The 15,643-nt window shown below is 57.4% G+C and carries 15 protein-coding genes and 1 tRNA gene; 8 read left to right on the plus strand and 8 right to left on the minus strand.

All coding sequences use genetic code 11. The features are described 5' to 3' along the window. Positions 1-48: 48 nt before the first annotated feature. The 4 genes from J9777_RS11545 to msrB all read left to right on the plus strand — a co-directional run bounded on the left by J9777_RS11545 (position 49) and on the right by msrB (position 4,321). Positions 49-1,017: an ATP-binding cassette domain-containing protein gene (locus tag J9777_RS11545; RefSeq protein ID WP_209348975.1), complete on the plus strand. Its 969-nt coding sequence runs from the start codon at positions 49-51 to the stop codon at positions 1,015-1,017. Beyond that, positions 1,014-2,255 carry an ABC transporter permease gene (locus J9777_RS11550; RefSeq protein WP_209348976.1) on the plus strand — a complete coding sequence of 414 codons (1,242 nt, stop codon included), beginning with the start codon at positions 1,014-1,016 and terminating at the stop codon, positions 2,253-2,255. Before J9777_RS11545 ends, J9777_RS11550 begins: the two co-directional genes overlap by 4 nt. Positions 2,256-2,427: 172 nt before the next feature. Beyond that, positions 2,428-3,738, plus strand: coding sequence for a cytochrome P450 (locus J9777_RS11555; protein WP_209348977.1), 1,311 nt, complete (start codon positions 2,428-2,430; stop codon positions 3,736-3,738). 85 nt (positions 3,739-3,823) lie between these two features. Next, positions 3,824-4,321, plus strand: coding sequence for a peptide-methionine (R)-S-oxide reductase MsrB (msrB, locus tag J9777_RS11560; protein ID WP_209348978.1), 498 nt, complete (start codon positions 3,824-3,826; stop codon positions 4,319-4,321). A 3-nt stretch (positions 4,322-4,324) separates the two neighbouring features. On the opposite strand, the gene J9777_RS11565 is transcribed toward msrB, so the two are convergent. The 7 genes from J9777_RS11565 to J9777_RS11595 all read right to left on the minus strand — a co-directional run bounded on the left by J9777_RS11565 (position 4,325) and on the right by J9777_RS11595 (position 10,195). Beyond that, entirely contained in the window at positions 4,325-6,106 is a 1,782-nt protein-coding gene (locus J9777_RS11565; protein WP_209348979.1) for a hypothetical protein, read from the minus strand. A 12-nt stretch (positions 6,107-6,118) separates the two neighbouring features. After that, a complete protein-coding gene (locus J9777_RS11570) occupies positions 6,119-6,535 on the minus strand; it encodes a GtrA family protein (RefSeq protein WP_209348980.1) in 417 nt (138 codons plus the stop codon). Positions 6,536-6,623: 88 nt separating this feature from the next. After that, positions 6,624-8,267 (minus strand): NAD(P)/FAD-dependent oxidoreductase, encoded by a 1,644-nt coding sequence (locus J9777_RS11575; RefSeq protein ID WP_209348981.1) that lies wholly within the window; start codon positions 8,265-8,267, stop codon positions 6,624-6,626. Positions 8,268-8,358: 91 nt separating this feature from the next. Further along, positions 8,359-9,030, minus strand: coding sequence for a PilZ domain-containing protein (locus tag J9777_RS11580; protein ID WP_209348982.1), 672 nt, complete (start codon positions 9,028-9,030; stop codon positions 8,359-8,361). 140 nt (positions 9,031-9,170) lie between these two features. After that, positions 9,171-9,255, minus strand: a tRNA-Leu gene (locus J9777_RS11585). 108 nt (positions 9,256-9,363) lie between these two features. Then, positions 9,364-9,645 carry an integration host factor subunit beta gene (locus J9777_RS11590; RefSeq protein WP_209348983.1) on the minus strand — a complete coding sequence of 94 codons (282 nt, stop codon included), beginning with the start codon at positions 9,643-9,645 and terminating at the stop codon, positions 9,364-9,366. Between the two features lie 208 nt (positions 9,646-9,853). After that, on the minus strand, positions 9,854-10,195 hold the full coding sequence (locus J9777_RS11595; RefSeq protein ID WP_209348984.1) for a GntR family transcriptional regulator: 342 nt from the start codon (positions 10,193-10,195) through the stop codon (positions 9,854-9,856). Between the two features lie 211 nt (positions 10,196-10,406). On the opposite strand from J9777_RS11595, the gene J9777_RS11600 reads away from it, so the two are divergent. From J9777_RS11600 to J9777_RS11615, 4 genes are read left to right on the plus strand one after another with little or no spacing between them, the layout of a single operon-like run. Next, complete coding sequence (locus tag J9777_RS11600; RefSeq protein ID WP_209348985.1) at positions 10,407-12,050, plus strand: peptide MFS transporter; 1,644 nt, start codon at positions 10,407-10,409, stop codon at positions 12,048-12,050. A 23-nt stretch (positions 12,051-12,073) separates the two neighbouring features. Beyond that, positions 12,074-13,456: an amidohydrolase gene (locus tag J9777_RS11605; protein WP_209348986.1), complete on the plus strand. Its 1,383-nt coding sequence runs from the start codon at positions 12,074-12,076 to the stop codon at positions 13,454-13,456. Further along, positions 13,453-14,745, plus strand: coding sequence for an amidohydrolase family protein (locus J9777_RS11610; RefSeq protein ID WP_209348987.1), 1,293 nt, complete (start codon positions 13,453-13,455; stop codon positions 14,743-14,745). Before J9777_RS11605 ends, J9777_RS11610 begins: the two co-directional genes overlap by 4 nt. A gap of 24 nt (positions 14,746-14,769) precedes the next feature. Next, positions 14,770-15,273 carry an FKBP-type peptidyl-prolyl cis-trans isomerase gene (locus J9777_RS11615; protein ID WP_245228719.1) on the plus strand — a complete coding sequence of 168 codons (504 nt, stop codon included), beginning with the start codon at positions 14,770-14,772 and terminating at the stop codon, positions 15,271-15,273. 13 nt (positions 15,274-15,286) lie between these two features. Here the strand turns inward: J9777_RS11615 and J9777_RS11620 are convergent, their stop codons facing one another. Further along, a complete protein-coding gene (locus J9777_RS11620) occupies positions 15,287-15,637 on the minus strand; it encodes a helix-turn-helix domain-containing protein (protein ID WP_209348988.1) in 351 nt (116 codons plus the stop codon). Between the last annotated feature and the right edge of the window lie 6 nt (positions 15,638-15,643).

Genomic DNA, 15,643 nt, shown 5'->3' on the forward strand with positions numbered 1-15,643 from the left:
ACGCCCCTTGAACACAACGGGGCCGGATATGAAGAGACAAACGCCTCCATGAATGACACCAGCCCACCACGCGATACCAGACCACTAGCGATTGAAGCGCGCGGCTTGGTTAAGAACTTCGAGGGGACGCTGGCGGTTGATGGAGTCGATATCTCGGTTCCAGAAGGCGCGATTTACGGCATTCTTGGCCCCAATGGCGCGGGCAAGACTACGACATTACGGATGTTGCTGGGCATTATCGATCCCGATGCGGGTGTGCGCCGCGTATTCGGCCATGACGATCCGCACCAGATCGCCAAGCTGATTGGCTATCTGCCCGAAGAACGCGGGCTGTACCCGGCGATGAAAGCCTATGAAGCGATCGGCTTTATGGGCGCGCTACGCGGCTTGCCGCTCGAAGAGGGTAAAGCACGCGGGCGCGAATTGCTGGAGAAGCACGATTTGGGTCATGCGGTGGATCGCCAGATTCGCCAGCTCTCCAAAGGCATGGCGCAAACGGTGCAATTGCTGGGCACGTTAGTGCACCGACCCAAGCTGGTCGTGCTGGACGAGCCGTTTTCAGGCCTTGATGCGATCAACCAAGGCAAGCTGGAGCGGATGATCCGCGATCTGGCAGCAGCCGGCACCACGGTCATCTTTTCGACGCATGTGATCCACCATGCCGAACGGCTCTGTGAAGGTGTCGCGATTATTGCAGGCGGCAAGGTCCCCTATGCGGGGTCTGTCGAAGCCGCTCGTGATCGTATCCCGGCACAGGTTCGCCTCGAAACTCGCGAGCGCAAAGGCCGCTGGCTCAAGGCCTTACCCGATGATGTTCGCCGCGAAGGTGATTTCTGGAACTTCTCGCTTCCTGAAAGCGGGATCGAGACATTGCTCCGCGCCTTGATTGAAGGCGAAGCAGGTATTCTGTCGCTCTCTATCGAACGCGCCGGATTGCACGATGCATTTGTCCATATCGCCGGCGAGGCAGCGGCACGCGCGCTCGAAGCCGACAATGCAGCGGAGGTTTCACGATGAGTCAGCAAACACACCCCGCGTCGCGTCTATCGACTCTGCAGGCCGCTTTCGTGGTCGCGCGGCGTGACTTCCTTGCGATTCTGTTTAGCCGCGCTTTTCTGTTCTTCCTACTCGGCCCGCTTTTTCCGATCATCGTCGGCGGTCTAGCAGGCGGAATTGGTAGCGAAGTTCAGCGTGAGGCGACGTCGGTGGAAATCGGTATCGGGATGAACGAGGCCGATACGGCGTCCATGATCGCCTCTGCCGATGCGATGCGTGAGGGCATGGGGGGCTATATTCCGCCTATGGTTGCGCTGAGCGATGAGCAACGTGCCATGGAGCCAAAGCAAATCCTGCGCGAACGCGTTGGCAATTTCGCAGCGATCGTCAGCGGAACGCCAGAAGCGCCGAAACTGACTGCGCCCGAGGGACAGATCGACCGGTGGCGCGGACAAGTCGGCCTGGTTGCGGCGGGCAGCATCGGCAGTGCACCCAACCAATTTCCCGATATCGCCAGCGAAGTCGTTGCCAGCAGCGGCGCAACCGAGAAACGCAACCGCGTACTCACGGCACAAGCGGGTCAAATGTTGCTATTCCTGCTGACGATGCTGCTTGGCGGAATGGTCCTGTCCAATCTCGTCGAGGAGAAGGGCAACAAGATCATCGAAGTGCTGGCCGCGGCGATCCCGATGGACGCGGTGTTCTTCGGCAAGCTGTTTGCGATGCTCGGCGTGTCATTCGTCGGCATTATGGTGTGGGGCGGCGTCGGCGGATTGATCTTCCTTGGTGGCGGATTCTCCATGGGCAGCTTCGCCGCACCGGCGGTGGGTTGGCCGATCTTCCTCGGCCTCGGCGTGATCTATTTTGCGATGGGCTATCTGATCCTTGGCTCGCTGTTCCTTGCTATCGGATCGATGGCGGCCACCGTGCGCGAAGTGCAAACGCTGTCCATGCCCGTCACCATGTTACAGCTGATGGTGTTCTTCTTCGCGACTTACGCAATGGCTAAGCCGGGATCGACGATGGAAATAACCGCCGCGATCTTCCCGTTCAGCTCCCCCTTCGCAATGCTGGCGCGGGCTGCCCAGCTTGAAGAGCTGTGGCCGCATGCGCTGGCGATTGCATGGCAAGCAGTTGCCGTTGCGATCTTCGTCAAGCTGGGCGCGACTCTGTTCCGCCGCCGGGTGATGAAGTCGGGGCCGCGCGGCGCGAACACAAAGAAGCGGCGGTTCTGGCAGCGCAAGGCTGCCGCAAACTAGAGCACTTGCGGCTGCAAAACGCCGGCGCACACTGATTGCGCAAGTTGATTGCTTAGGGGCGCATGAATCAGTCCCGAATCGAAACGCACTATTGACATTGGGGTAAGTAAGCGCAGGATGCAGTCATTGCGCTGACGCCCGATGACAGGGCGCGGCGAAGGAGAGAATGCACATGGCCACTATTGCGCCGGAAAAGCCCGAATACCGCACATCCCCGACCGCTTATGAAGTGCTGGTCGAGCACCTTAAGCAACATCCGGAAGACACGCCGCAGCATACGCATCCCTATGACGTAAGCCGCAGCGATATCTATTTCGAAGATCGTTGGCAGCCGATTTTTGCCGAAATGCGCGCCAAGGGGCCGCTGCATTACGTGCCTGAGAGTCCGTATGGCGCCTATTGGAATGTCGTTTCCAATAAAGCCATCCAGCATGTTGAGGCGTTACCTGAACTGTTCTCCTCAAGCTGGGAACATGGCGGCATCACCATTCTCGAGCGTGAAGAGGAAGAAGGTCTAGAGCTTCCGATGTTCATCGCGATGGACCGGCCCAAACATACCGGCCAGCGCCGCACCGTTGCCCCCGCTTTCACGCCCAAAGAAATGAAGCGGATGGACGAAGAGATTCGGCAGCGCACAGGCGAGTTGCTCGATAGCCTCCCGCGCGGGGAAGTGTTCGACTGGGTCGATAAGGTCTCTATCGAGCTCACGACCGGCATGCTCGCAATCCTGTTCGGCTTCCCGTGGGAAGACCGGCGATTGCTGACCTATTGGTCCGACTGGGCGGGCGACACCGAGATCGCAACGGTCAAAGATTTGACCCCCGAACGCGAAAAGGTTCTCCACGAGATGGGCGCCTATTTCCAGCAGCTGTGGATGCAGCGTGCGCAGGAAGAACCGGGCCCTGATCTGATCTCCATGATGATCAATTCGCCAGCGATGAACCAGATGGATCCGCGCGAATTTATGGGCAATCTGATACTGCTGATTGTCGGTGGCAACGACACAACCCGCAACACGATGTCAGGCATCGTCCATGCTTTCGACAAGTTTCCCGATCAGCGGAAATTGTTCGAAGAACAACCCGACCTGATCCCCAACGCCGTGCAGGAATGCATCCGTTATCAAACGCCGCTCGCGCATATGCGCCGCACTGCATCCGAGGATACCGAATTGTTCGGAGAGCAGATCAAGAAGGGTGACAAGCTGATCCTGTGGTACCTTTCGGCCAATCGTGACGAAGCGTTGTTCGACGATGCTGACAAGCTGGATATCACCCGCGAAAATGCCCGCCGCCAATTGGCGTTCGGCTATGGCATCCACCGCTGCGTCGGTGCTCGCCTTGCCGAACTACAGCTCCGCATCCTGCTGGAAGAAATGCACAAGCGACGGATGCGGGTGCATGTCGCGGGCGATGTTGAGCGTGTCAAAGCCAACTTCGTCCATGGTTTCCGCAAACTCGAAGTCGAAATCACCGAATTCTAGGCAAGTCCTAACTTTCGAGAGATGAAACCTTTCAGGCTGTCTCATCGTATATAAAGATAGGACAATCTGCCGAAGGAGGGTTCTGATGTCTGACCTTACTACGCCCACACGCCGGTCCTTTATCGGATGGCTATCAGCGGGCGCTGCGGTTCCAGCACTGACCGCCTGCGGAAGTGCACCTGCAGAAGCGAAGAATTTCCCGGTTAAGCTGACCAATGCGCAGTGGCGCGGCAAGCTGACCAAGGCCGAATATTACGTGCTGCGCGAAGCGGGTACAGAGCGGCCCTACTCGTCCCCACTCGATAAGGAAAAGCGCAAAGGCACTTTCGTCTGCGCGGGGTGCAAGAACCGCCTCTATGCATCGTCGACCAAATATGACAGCCGCACAGGCTGGCCCAGTTTCTGGAAGCCGCTATCCGGTGCGATTGTTACACAGACCGACTACAAAATCGGCTATCCACGCACCGAAGTGCTGTGCGCCGATTGTGGCGGACATTTGGGGCATGTGTTCAGCGACGGACCAAAGCCAACGGGCAAGCGCTATTGTATGAACGGCGTGGCGATGGATTTCGTCCCGGCCTGACCCTTATTTCTCGACCCGCCAGACCTGAAATTCTGCGGGACCATCCATTGGAACCGCCGAAAGCCATGCTGGTGGATTGCCAGCAATAAGCTGTGCGGCCAGACCCTCTGGATTGGCTTCTGCATAGAATGTCGGCTCAGCTGTATCGGTACAGAGCACGACATAATCGGCGCCGTGCTCGGCGACTCGTACCGGGGCATCCATCAGATCACCGCTAAATGCCAAAATGACATCGCGCATTGCGATGTTTGCACGGTGGTGACCGGTCGCAACGACTGCGTGATCCGATTTGAGCAAAATTGATGGCCCGATATCGAGCGGAGCGAAGATAACACCGGTCGGCAATGCACCCAATTTGGGGGTCTGCTCGCTGAGCATGCAGCGCGACTCGGCTACCTGCTCAGTCAGGGCGTTCTGCGCCACTGAAGAACCAAATGCGGGCTCAACCAATTTGTACAGGGTTACAGGTGTCGCTGGCAGCAGAACCAAAACAATCGCTGCGGCTGATAGCGCCTTGGCGCCAGGTCCCTCTGCCAAGCGCAGACGTCGCAGCAAGCGCGTTGCGAGCCATGCCAGCGGGATAGCCGCAATAACCCCCGCCAATGCGGTTGAGCGCCATACAAACAGTGCCAGCACGATACCTGCGAGCAGCAGCAACGTATATTCAGTCCACCAGATACGCAGCCAGTTGCGACTGCGGAGCGCCAACAAGCCGCTCGCAACAAGCGCGATGATTAGCTGGGCGAGTAGCGGGATGGCGGACAGCAATTCCTGCTCCCAGAAGGGCCGGCCTTCCAAAATATTGACATGCCAGAAGTCGCGCACAACAGGATCGAGCTCAGCGAAAGGCGTTGCCAGACATGTCGGCGATGAGAGACCGAAAAACGTCAATCCAGCCGCGCCTGCCAAGCCGAACAATCCGGCCAATGCAAAGGCAGGCACTCTGGGTGCGGCGGCAATAGCGCCGGTTCCCAATGCCGTGATAACAAAGAAGCCCAGATGCGCGGGCGATACCGCATCGCAATGCTGCGCCAAATCGCCAATGCCGCGTGTCGCCAGAAACAATATTGCCCAACCTGCAGCCAGCGCCTGCATATAGGCGGTGAGCCACCAGCGTTCGGCCCGGTCGCGGAACCAGCGAATCGCAAGCACTCCGCCAAACGCGGCGGCCATCGGCAGTAGCTCTATCGAGATAGACAGCCCCCATGCCATGGCCAGGCCCGCAATTGCGCCTCCTTTCCATGGCGCGCGGATGGAAACCGCCCCCAGTGCCAGCGCTACGCAAAAAATCTGCCATCCATGATGGTCAAGCCGCATCGGTTGAAGCTGAAACACAACTGGCGAAAGCAGTCCGATGCACAGGCAGGCAAGCCCTGCAACTTGCACGTCGAATGTGCGCCACGCCAAGCGGCCAATGACACAGAGGATCGCGCCGAGCGTCAGCAACGGCACAATCACCATCGCAGCAGTTTCTGCCGCAGAAGGACCAATCAGCGGAGTGAGGATCAGGATAACTAACGCGATCGGAATATCGACCAGCCGTGACCAGTGCATCAACGTGCCATCCGGCGGATCAATCCGGTACTGATGGAGATCGAACCAACTTTGGCCGCCAAGCAAATCGCGAACCTGCACCAGCCGCAAGGCATCGTCGGGACCGGGAAACTGGTTCTGGCTTAACCCTTGGAAACCAATTGCCACAAAAATCGCTGACAGAACCAGCCAGACCAACGCGATCCGGCGGTTGGGGTGCTCATGGGCACGCTGTCTGCGATCCGCTTGCATAGTCGTTCTATCTCACGATGCGGCGCGAAACACTACGCGGCTACGCAGCAACCATGTCATGGTGAAGCTGGCGGCAATCGCTACCAGTTTGGCAAGCCGCGGATCAATCGCATAGAAGTCTGCGGCACCTACGATAGCGGTAGTCAGCGCCAGCCCCAACAACGCCGAGATCACAAACAAAGCTTTCTGCTTAGTACGCTTATGTCCTCTTTCGGCGACAGTGTCGGTAAAGACCGTGCGGCTGGACAGGATCCAATGCGCCAGAATGCCAGCGCTGTACCCGATGGCAGAGGCAAGCGCGGCCAGTGCGCCCATCGATAGCAAGATCAGAAAACAGCCGACATCGACCGCCAATGCGCCAACGCTTGCCAGCAGATAGCGCAGCAAGCGGATATCACGCATTTTTAGCAGCAAGGCAGTCACTGTCATTTCGCTCCCGTCGCATTAAAATTGGGGAGAATACCATCCTGCGCCGATCCCCCCTGAACCGGCACAAGATGGTTCTCCCCCAACTCGGTCAGGCGACCTTGCGCCCTTGATCTTGAGCTTCCCCATCAGGCTTGATCCGTTCCGGCACGCCGCGCAGCGAATTAAGCGCAGCGGCCTGATCTTCGGTGATTTCATATTCATCGGTTTCATCGGATGCTTCGCGCGCCGGGATCGCTTTCTCAGCACCCTCGTCACCCGCTTCGTGATATTCCGCATCTTCGTTGACGCACCACGTGTCGTAAAGGCGCTTGCCAGCGACGATGTTCTCGGTGGTCAGCATCGCGGTCATCATCGCGTGATCCTGGTTATTGTAGCGGTGCATACCGTTGCGGCCGACCAAATGCAGCGTCGGGAATTTCTCTTCAAGCTCCGCCCGCATGGCTTCGACATTGGCTGCGTAATCCTCGTCATAGACCGGATAGGCTTTTTCCTGACGCACAACTGCGCCGTCAATCACGTCTTTCGGGTCGCACAGGCCGAGGATTTCCATTTCCTTCTTCGCGAGTTCGATCAGATCATTATCATCCGATGCCCACAGGCCGTCGCCTTCAAAGCAGAAATATTCGAGACCAACGCAGGCCACATCCTCGTCCGGCACCATTTCGGGCGACCAGCTACGGAAGTTTTGCACGCGGCCAACCTGAACCTTGTCATCATGGATGTAGATCCAATTGTCGGGGAACAGATCTTCCGATTTGATCTTCAGCGCAACCGTTAGGAAATCACGATATTTGAGGTTCGATGCATTGAGTGTCGTATCCGGCAGCGGGTGCAGACGCGCCGCCAGCTCACGCATTGGCGCTGAGCTGATCGCGTCCTTCGCCTTAACGACGATCTTGCTGCCATCTTTGTCGGTCGCGCTCATGCGCCAGCCGCCACTGCCATCACTGGCGAGCTGCTCAAGGCCGTGGCCCATCACAATTGTGCCACTAGCCGCGATGATTTTGTCGCGCGCAGCATCCCACATCATACCAGGACCCAAACGCGGGTAACGGAAGGTTTCGAGCAGTGTCTTGGCGGCCTGGCCGTCATTGGGTTTCTTGTTCAGACCCATAGAGCGTTTGAGGCCATCAATGACCGCGCTCCAAAGCGAGAGGCCTTTGATCCGCTGAGCGGCCCAGTCGGCGCTCATTTCATCGCATGGCATGCCCCACACCTTCTCGGTGTAGGTCTTGAAGAAGATCGAATAGAGTTTCTTGCCAAACTGGTTGGTGGTCCAGTCTTCGAAGCTCTTCACTTCGGCAATCGGAAACAGTTTATAGCGCAGATAGCTGACCATACAGGCCGTCGAACGCAAAATTCCCAGATTGCCGAGCGCTTCAAATGCGCGCAGCGGGTAAGAGTAGAATTTACCTTCATAATAAATCCGGCTCATGCGCGGACGTTGGATGAAGTCATCTGGCAGAATCTCATTCCACAGATCGACAACTTGCTGGCTCTTGGAGAAGAACCGGTGTCCACCAATGTCGAAGCGGTAGCCTTCATGCTCCACCGTACGGCTGATGCCGCCGACATAAGTTTCGTCTTTTTCGATAATCGCAACCGTCTTGCCTTGCTTGGTTAGCAGATAGCCTGCGGTCAGACCTGCCGGACCTGCCCCGATGATCGCCACATCGACGTTCAACTCTTTGGCCGAAAATTTAGGCAATTCCGTAGACGCAGTGTCAGTCATAAATACCCCCGGATGAATGTATGATCCGGAGGTGAAGGAAAATGGTTAGGAGATGGTTAACGCGCTCGCTGAAACTTGGCGCAAGCCGCCCCTATTGGCCAATGTGTCCTGCTCCAGAGAGTCCACCGGCTCTGGCGATCTTGCTGCCCGATTTGCTCCGCAAATGCAGGTCACGGATAAGCAGAGCGAGATTGGCGAGCGAGAAGGTGGTATCGAACACAAGCCCGTAGACGCCTTCTTTGCGCCACCGAACACGAGCCTCGATATCGGGCATTCCGGGGGCCTCAATGCGGATTAGCTGGTCTATCGACAGCTTGCTATCGCACTGAACATTGCCGCCTTGGCGCGATAGATTGGCCAGTTTGGCTTTCAATCTCATCCCATGCGCGTGGAGCGTAACGGGAAGTTCCAGATCGAAGCGAAGGTCCCTTTTGGGGTGTTCGCTCAAACCCATCACAATCGCGTCGACCTCGATCGGCGTATGAAATTCGAAGCCGGCTTCGCCATCGCGTTGCCAAACCATGTCTGCTGGATAACAGTCGCCGGATTGGAGTTCGAGCGCGATGCGAGTGCTTTTTTCGATAGGGTGAAAGCTGCGGATGCTGAACCCGGTCGCAGAGATATCGCGCACCACGCACAGGAATTGTTGGTCATCGATGATCAGTTTTGCCGTGCGAATAAGCAGCGTAAAGCGCGGCGCCGCACGCGGCTCCACGTCTACTGATATTTCCGGGCCTTGCGGCATTTCCGGATTACTCTGCATGCTTTCCCCCAATTCAACCTCTGCCCGATAGCAACAGCCAGTTTGAAAAGGGTTAAGACTGATTGGCTGCCAACCGCCTAGCCGCGAAATAGGGAAGAACGCGTAACATCCGAAATTGGCAACCGATCCCTGGACGGGGATGGTACGGGTGACTGGACTCGAACCAGCACGATCAAAGATCAGGGGATTTTAAGTCCCCGGCGTCTACCATTCCGCCACACCCGCATCATCGGCCCACACAGGATCCGCATAGGACGAGGAGCGCCCTAACCGCAATCGCGGAAAAGGCAAATGTATGATGTGAAAGGTTCCCTGCGCTGCGGCAGAGAAGTCCTAGCTCGGGTTCAGGCGCTCGCGCATTTCTTTGCCCGGCTTGAAATAGGGCACTCGTTTCGCAGGAACTTGGACGGTTTCACCCGTTCGCGGGTTGCGGCCCGTGCGCGCTTCGCGTTCGCGAGTTGAAAACGCGCCAAAGCCGCGCAATTCCACCCGGCCACCTTCGGCGAGGCGCTTGGTGATCTCGTCGAAGAATATATCGACAACCTGCTCGACCTCCTCCGCGCGAAGATCGGGATTATCCTTAGCCAAGGCCTGTAAAAGTTCTGACCGTATCATCGTGTCTCCCTTGCTCCCCCGTCGCCTCTGTGGACGAATCTCCTAGCAAGCTCTGTTTGGCCCCATATGGAGCAGCGCAACCCTGCCGTTCATGTGGCAGAAATATATCAATCGCGCAATCCGCAGATTGCCCAACGGATCAAGATTCTCGACGAACTACGTGAAGAGCGACATCATTGAAGCCACCGGCTGGCTTAAGCTGCTGCCTCTAGGCTGATTCCAACAATTCAGCTGGCTTGATGCCTAACCGCTCCATGCGCGCGCGAATTTCAGGCCATTCTTCGGAAACAAACTGATCCCGCTCGGACTTACGCAGTTTCTCTGCCGCACCGTTGACCACATACATGCCGACGCCGCGCTGTACCTCGACGAGCCCATCAGTCTGGAATTGCTGATACGCCTTGGCCACCGTTAAAGGATTTGCACCCTGCTCAGCGGCGAAAGCTCGCACTGACGGGAGCATCGCGCCTTCCGCATAATCACCCTCGATGATTGCCGCAGCGATTTGATCGCGCAGCTTCAGATAGACGGGGCGGGATTGCTGGGTCATGCCAAGTTCCTAGGAGGTTTCCTCATGTCAGGTGCTTCAGTGCCATAATACACTGCGCCGCGTCAAGTTCCCGAAAAGGCCGAGAAAGCCTGAGAAAAGACAGTTTCCTGTGAAACTAGCGCTTCACATGGGCGAATTGGGCGCTAGTGTGCCGCCTTTCAGCGCCTGCGGGAGTGGGGCGCTATAAAGACAATTTGGGGAGCATGCACGCATGCACGAGTTCATTTTCACATTCGATTCGCTGTTTGAGCTATGGACCTTTTGGATCGCCGTAGTCGCACTTGCAGCGTTCCTTCTCGGCGGAACGTATATCGTGACCCGCCCGCAGCCTGAATTTGCGGGCCATCCAAAAGGGCTGTTCCTGCTGTTCCTTGCCGAAATGTGGGAGCGTTTCTCCTATTACGGTATGCGCGCACTGCTGATTTTCTATCTCGTGCAGCATTGGGCGTTCTCTGACGGTGATGCCTCGATTATTTACGGCGCCTACACAGCGCTCGTCTACATCACTCCCGTTGTCGGTGGTTATCTTGCCGACCGCTATTTAGGCCAGCGCAAGGCGGTCCTGTTCGGCGCCGTATTGCTCACCTTTGGTCACTTCTTCATGGCCTTTGAGGGCACCGGCGGTCAGGACGATCCGACGATCAATGTATTCTGGGCTGCACTTGCTTTGATCATTGTGGGTTCGGGCTTCCTGAAAGCCAATATCTCGGTCATTGTCGGACAGCTCTACTCGCGCACCGATATCCGCCGCGATCCCGCTTATACCATTTTCTACATGGGCATTAACGTTGGTGCTGCGACAGCATCGATCATCTGCGGCTTCCTGGGCCAAACCTATGGTTGGGAGTATGGCTTCGGTCTCGCCGGCTTCGGCATGCTGATCGGTCTGGTCTTCTTTGTCCTGGGCAAACCATTGCTTCTCGGCAAAGGCGAACCAAAAGACCCTGCAAAGCTCAAAGGTGGCAAGGAATGGGGCATCTACGGTGCCGGCCTTGCGATGGTTGCACTGTGCTGGGCTGCGATCCAGTATCAAGAACTGGTCGGATATGTCTTGGGTGCTTTCGGTGGCGGCCTGGTCCTCTATGTCTTGTTCACTGCGGTCACCAAACTCGCTCCGGAGGAGCGCGACCGGATCTTCGCGGCTATGTTCCTGATTCTGACATCCATCGTGTTCTGGGCATTGTTTGAACAAGCAGGCTCGTCTCTCAACCTGTTCACCGATCGCCATGTCGATACGGCAGGGGTGAACGCGTCGATGTTCCAATCAATCAACGCGATCTACATTGTGCTGCTTGCACCGGTGTTCGCGATGATGTGGCAAAGTCTTGCGCGCAAGGGCAAGGAGCCTTCGACACCGATGAAGTTCGGCCTAGCGATTGTGCAAGTTGGCCTCGGCTTCCTGGTACTGGTTTGGGGCTCGGAAGGAGCAGGTGTTGGCGTACCGACACCGGTCATCTTCATCTTCCTGATCTACCTCCTCCACACCACCGGCGAACTGTGCCTCAGCCCGGTCGGCCTAAGCGCTATGAACCGGCTTTCGCCCGGACACATGGCTTCGCTGATTATGGGTACGTGGTTCTTCGCATCAGCGACCGGTAACTTTGCAGCTGGCCTGATTGCTGCCGCGACCGGCGGTGAAGGCGTTGGCGAAGAGGCGGGCAAACAAGTTGTTCTCGATGTCTACGAGACTGTCGGCCTCTATGCTGTCGGCGTGGGTATCGCGGCAATGGTCGTTAGCCCTCTGATCAAGAAGCTTATGCACCTCGATACGCTGAAGGATGATGCGCTTGAAGGAGCGGCAGAAGCCGGACTTGAAGCCCAAGAGGGTGGCGTTCACCCTGCGACCAAAGGCTGATTTGACAATTGGAGACTGAAGCGATGCGCTACCGTGCCTTAACCGTTCTGGGGGGCGCGGTGGCGCTCGCTGCATGTTCCGCTAACGGCCAATCAAAACCGGCCAGTGTGTCAGATACGCCGGCCTCGGCAGGAAGCGTGGAGACACCTTACGCTTCAACCTACACCCCTTATCCGGGCGCACCGACCGCATTGGTTGGTGCCACAATCTACGATGGCGCTGGCGGCCAGATCGATGGCGGCACAGTCTTGTTCGCAGACGGCAAAATTGTCGAAATTGGCGGGGCCGATCTTGCGATTCCAGCGGGCTACACCCGGATCGATGGGAGCGGGAAATTCGTGACGCCCGGTATCATCGATATCCATAGCCATTTGGGCGACTATCCCAGCCCTTCTGTCCAAGCGCATTCGGACGGTAATGAAGTGACCAGCCCGACCACACCCGAAGTATGGGCCGAACATTCGGTCTGGCCGCAAGACCCCGGCTTCAGCCGCGCGTTGGCCAATGGCGGCATCACTGCGCTGCAAATCCTACCCGGCTCTGCGAACCTTATGGGCGGCCGCACGGTAACGCTCAAAAACGTCCCGAGCCGCACCGTCCAGGGGATGAAATTCCCGGGCGCTCCTTACGGCATGAAAATGGCCTGCGGTGAAAACCCGAAACGCGTTTATGGCAATCGCGGCCGCATGCCGTCGACGCGGATGGGCAATTTCGCGGTCAACCGGCAGACTTGGCTTGATGCCAAAGAATATGCCGATGGTGACCGAGAGAACCGCAATCTCGCCAAGGAAACGTTGGCCGGCGTTCTCGACGGTGATATTCTGATCCACAATCACTGCTACCGCGCCGATGAAATGGCTCTGGTGCTCGATATGAGCAAAGAGTTCGGCTACAAAGTAAGCGCGTTTCATCATGCGGTTGAGGCCTATAAAATCGGTGATCTACTGAAAGATGCGGGCACCTGCTCAGCCATCTGGGCCGATTGGTACGGCTTCAAGATGGAAAGCTATGACGGAATTCCTGAGAACGCCGCTTTGCTGCAAAATGCGGATGCGTGCGTGGTGATCCATTCGGATGACGAGAACGGCATTCAGCGGCTCAATCAGGAAGCCTCCAAAGCGCAGGCCGCTGGCAAGCGAATGGGCATCGATATTTCCGATGCGACGGTAATTTCTTGGCTTACACTCAACGCAGCAAAAGCGATGGGGATCGACGATATGACCGGCAGCTTAAGCAGCGGTAAGATGGCTGATGTCGTGCTGTGGAACGGCGATCCACTGAGCGTTTATTCGCGGCCGGAGAAAGTCTGGGTCGATGGTGCGATGCTATACGATGCGAATGATCCTAAGCGCAGGCCGGTGAGCGATTTCGAGCTTGGCCAACCCGGTGAAGGAGATGTGAAATGAAGCGTCTTTTCAAACTAGCAGCCGCATGTTCGGCATTCGCATTTACAGTCCCCGCCGCAGCGCAGGATATCGCTATCACCGGCGCTACTGTTGCTACCGGTGATGGAAGCGCCCCGATTGAAAACGCCACAGTTCTGGTCCGTGGCGGCAAGGTCGTCGCAGCCGGAACAGGCGTGACTGTTCCGGCAGGCATGGAGACCATCGATGGTGCTGGCAAATGGGTCACCCCAGGTATCTTCGCAGCCGTCACCGATATCGGTGTGTTCGACGTTAGCGGGGTCAGCAACAGCAATGATGCGGGTGCGAGCAATTCGCGCTTCAGTGCGGCGCTTGATATTAGCCAGGCGATTAATCCCGCCTCAGAGCATATTTCAGTCAGCCGTGCAGGCGGTGTAACCCGCGCGACCGTGGCCCATGCTCCTGGAGACTCGATCTTTGCCGGGCAAGGCGCAACGATTGATCTTGGCGTCGATCCCGATCCGATCACGCAGGCGCGGTCATTCCAAATGGTGGTGTTGGGCGAACGCGGGGCGCGTATCGCCGGTGGTGGACGCACCGCTTCGAACCTTGAGCTGCGCAACGCGATGGCAGAGGCAAAAGCCTATGTCGCGGGTGATTGGGAAGGTGAGGATGCCTTGCTGACCCGGCCTGATGTCCAGTCGCTGGTGCCGGTCATTTCAGGCAAGCAGAAGCTCTACGTCCATGCCGAACGGGCATCGGATATCCGCAAAGTCATTGCGTTAAAGCAAGAGTTCGCCAAGCTGGACTTGGTTCTGCTGGGCGCGAGCGAAGGTTGGCTGGTGGCAAATGCACTTGCTGCATCGGGCATTCCAGTGCTCGCCGATCCGCTCGATGATCTGCCCTCCAGCTTTGAGCAGCTCGCAGCGACACAAAGCAACATCGGACGGATGACCGAAGCAGGTGTGAAAGTGGCTATCGGCGGCGTTGGCGCGTTCGAACAGCCACGCAATTTGACCCAATATGCCGGAAATCTCGTCGCGTTACGCAAAGTGCCGCGCGCCAGCGGTTTGACCTGGGGTCAGGCCTTCGCTTCGATCACTTCCATACCGGCAGAGATCAGCGGATTGGGCGGTAAGGCAGGCATATTACGCGCCGGTGCGATGGGCGACGTTGTGATTTGGGACGGTGATCCGCTTGAGCTATCGTCGAATCCGACGCGAGTGTTCATTGATGGCGTTGAGCAGCCACTCAGCAATCATCAGACACGCTTGCGTGATCGGTATCGCGATCTGGATGAGAGCAATCTGCCAAAAGCCTATGACTGGTAAGCCAAGACAATAAGGGTCCACATAATGCACAAGATTTTCACCACGGCGCTAAGCGCTGTGATGTTCAGCGCAATACCGGCACAGGCACAAGACGCAGAAACCGAGGACGAGGCCGTTGAGCCCGAACGCGGCGCTGCCTGGCACAATGCGCAGCAGGCTGCATTGGCGGAGCGGACTTACAAGGATGGCTGGCGCTGGATTGAGGGCGGCCTGCTGTGGCGCCACGTCAAAGGCAACCGGACCGGCGCGCGCGCCACGGTCCAAGATACGGTCACACTGCATTATGCAGGAACCTTCATCGATGGAACGACGTTCGACAGTTCCTACGACCGTGGTCAGCCCGCGACATTCCCGCTCGGCAGACTGATAGAGGCTTGGCAGCTGGCTGTGCCGCAAATGACTGTTGGGGATACTATCGAAATCGCCGCGCCCGCTTCGATTGCCTATGGCACACGCGGCGGCGGCCCAATCCCCGGAGGTGCGACCCTATTGTTCACCATCGAGTTGCTGGGCATCAAGGGGCGCTAGCAGCACCACATTCTTACTCTGAAACATTCCAATCGCGCGGCTTTTCATCGCCACCGAACAGGTGCTCCGCGCTCCAATCGCTGATCGCAGAATATGCAGGCTGCAGCGCATGACCCGCTTCGGTTAGCTGATAGCACGCGCGCTTCGCGTCAGGCGGATCGCGCAATAGCAGACCCGCTTCAATCATCAGCGCCAACCGCGATGACAAGGTGGCGCGGCTGATAGGCAAGCGGTTCTTGAACTCTTCGAACTGCGACACGCCCAGAAATGCCTCGCGCAGAATCAACAAGACCCATCTGTCACCCAAGATGCGAGAAGCCCGGCCAATCGGGCATGGTGAGCGGGAGGCTTCATAACGCTTCATCAGTCT

Source organism: Pontixanthobacter sp. CEM42, assembly GCF_017812015.1.
Lineage (GTDB): Bacteria > Pseudomonadota > Alphaproteobacteria > Sphingomonadales > Sphingomonadaceae > Pontixanthobacter.

Coding starts and splice junctions, on each gene's coding strand:
- J9777_RS11545 (WP_209348975.1), top strand. CDS start 49: ATGAATGACACCAGCCCACCACGCGATACCAGACCACTAGCGATTGAA.
- J9777_RS11550 (WP_209348976.1), top strand. CDS start 1,014: ATGAGTCAGCAAACACACCCCGCGTCGCGTCTATCGACTCTGCAGGCC.
- J9777_RS11555 (WP_209348977.1), top strand. CDS start 2,428: ATGGCCACTATTGCGCCGGAAAAGCCCGAATACCGCACATCCCCGACC.
- msrB (WP_209348978.1), top strand. CDS start 3,824: ATGTCTGACCTTACTACGCCCACACGCCGGTCCTTTATCGGATGGCTA.
- J9777_RS11565 (WP_209348979.1), bottom strand. CDS start 6,106: ATGCAAGCGGATCGCAGACAGCGTGCCCATGAGCACCCCAACCGCCGG.
- J9777_RS11570 (WP_209348980.1), bottom strand. CDS start 6,535: ATGACAGTGACTGCCTTGCTGCTAAAAATGCGTGATATCCGCTTGCTG.
- J9777_RS11575 (WP_209348981.1), bottom strand. CDS start 8,267: ATGACTGACACTGCGTCTACGGAATTGCCTAAATTTTCGGCCAAAGAG.
- J9777_RS11580 (WP_209348982.1), bottom strand. CDS start 9,030: ATGCAGAGTAATCCGGAAATGCCGCAAGGCCCGGAAATATCAGTAGAC.
- J9777_RS11590 (WP_209348983.1), bottom strand. CDS start 9,645: ATGATACGGTCAGAACTTTTACAGGCCTTGGCTAAGGATAATCCCGAT.
- J9777_RS11595 (WP_209348984.1), bottom strand. CDS start 10,195: ATGACCCAGCAATCCCGCCCCGTCTATCTGAAGCTGCGCGATCAAATC.
- J9777_RS11600 (WP_209348985.1), top strand. CDS start 10,407: ATGCACGAGTTCATTTTCACATTCGATTCGCTGTTTGAGCTATGGACC.
- J9777_RS11605 (WP_209348986.1), top strand. CDS start 12,074: ATGCGCTACCGTGCCTTAACCGTTCTGGGGGGCGCGGTGGCGCTCGCT.
- J9777_RS11610 (WP_209348987.1), top strand. CDS start 13,453: ATGAAGCGTCTTTTCAAACTAGCAGCCGCATGTTCGGCATTCGCATTT.
- J9777_RS11615 (WP_245228719.1), top strand. CDS start 14,770: ATGCACAAGATTTTCACCACGGCGCTAAGCGCTGTGATGTTCAGCGCA.
- J9777_RS11620 (WP_209348988.1), bottom strand. CDS start 15,637: ATGAAGCGTTATGAAGCCTCCCGCTCACCATGCCCGATTGGCCGGGCT.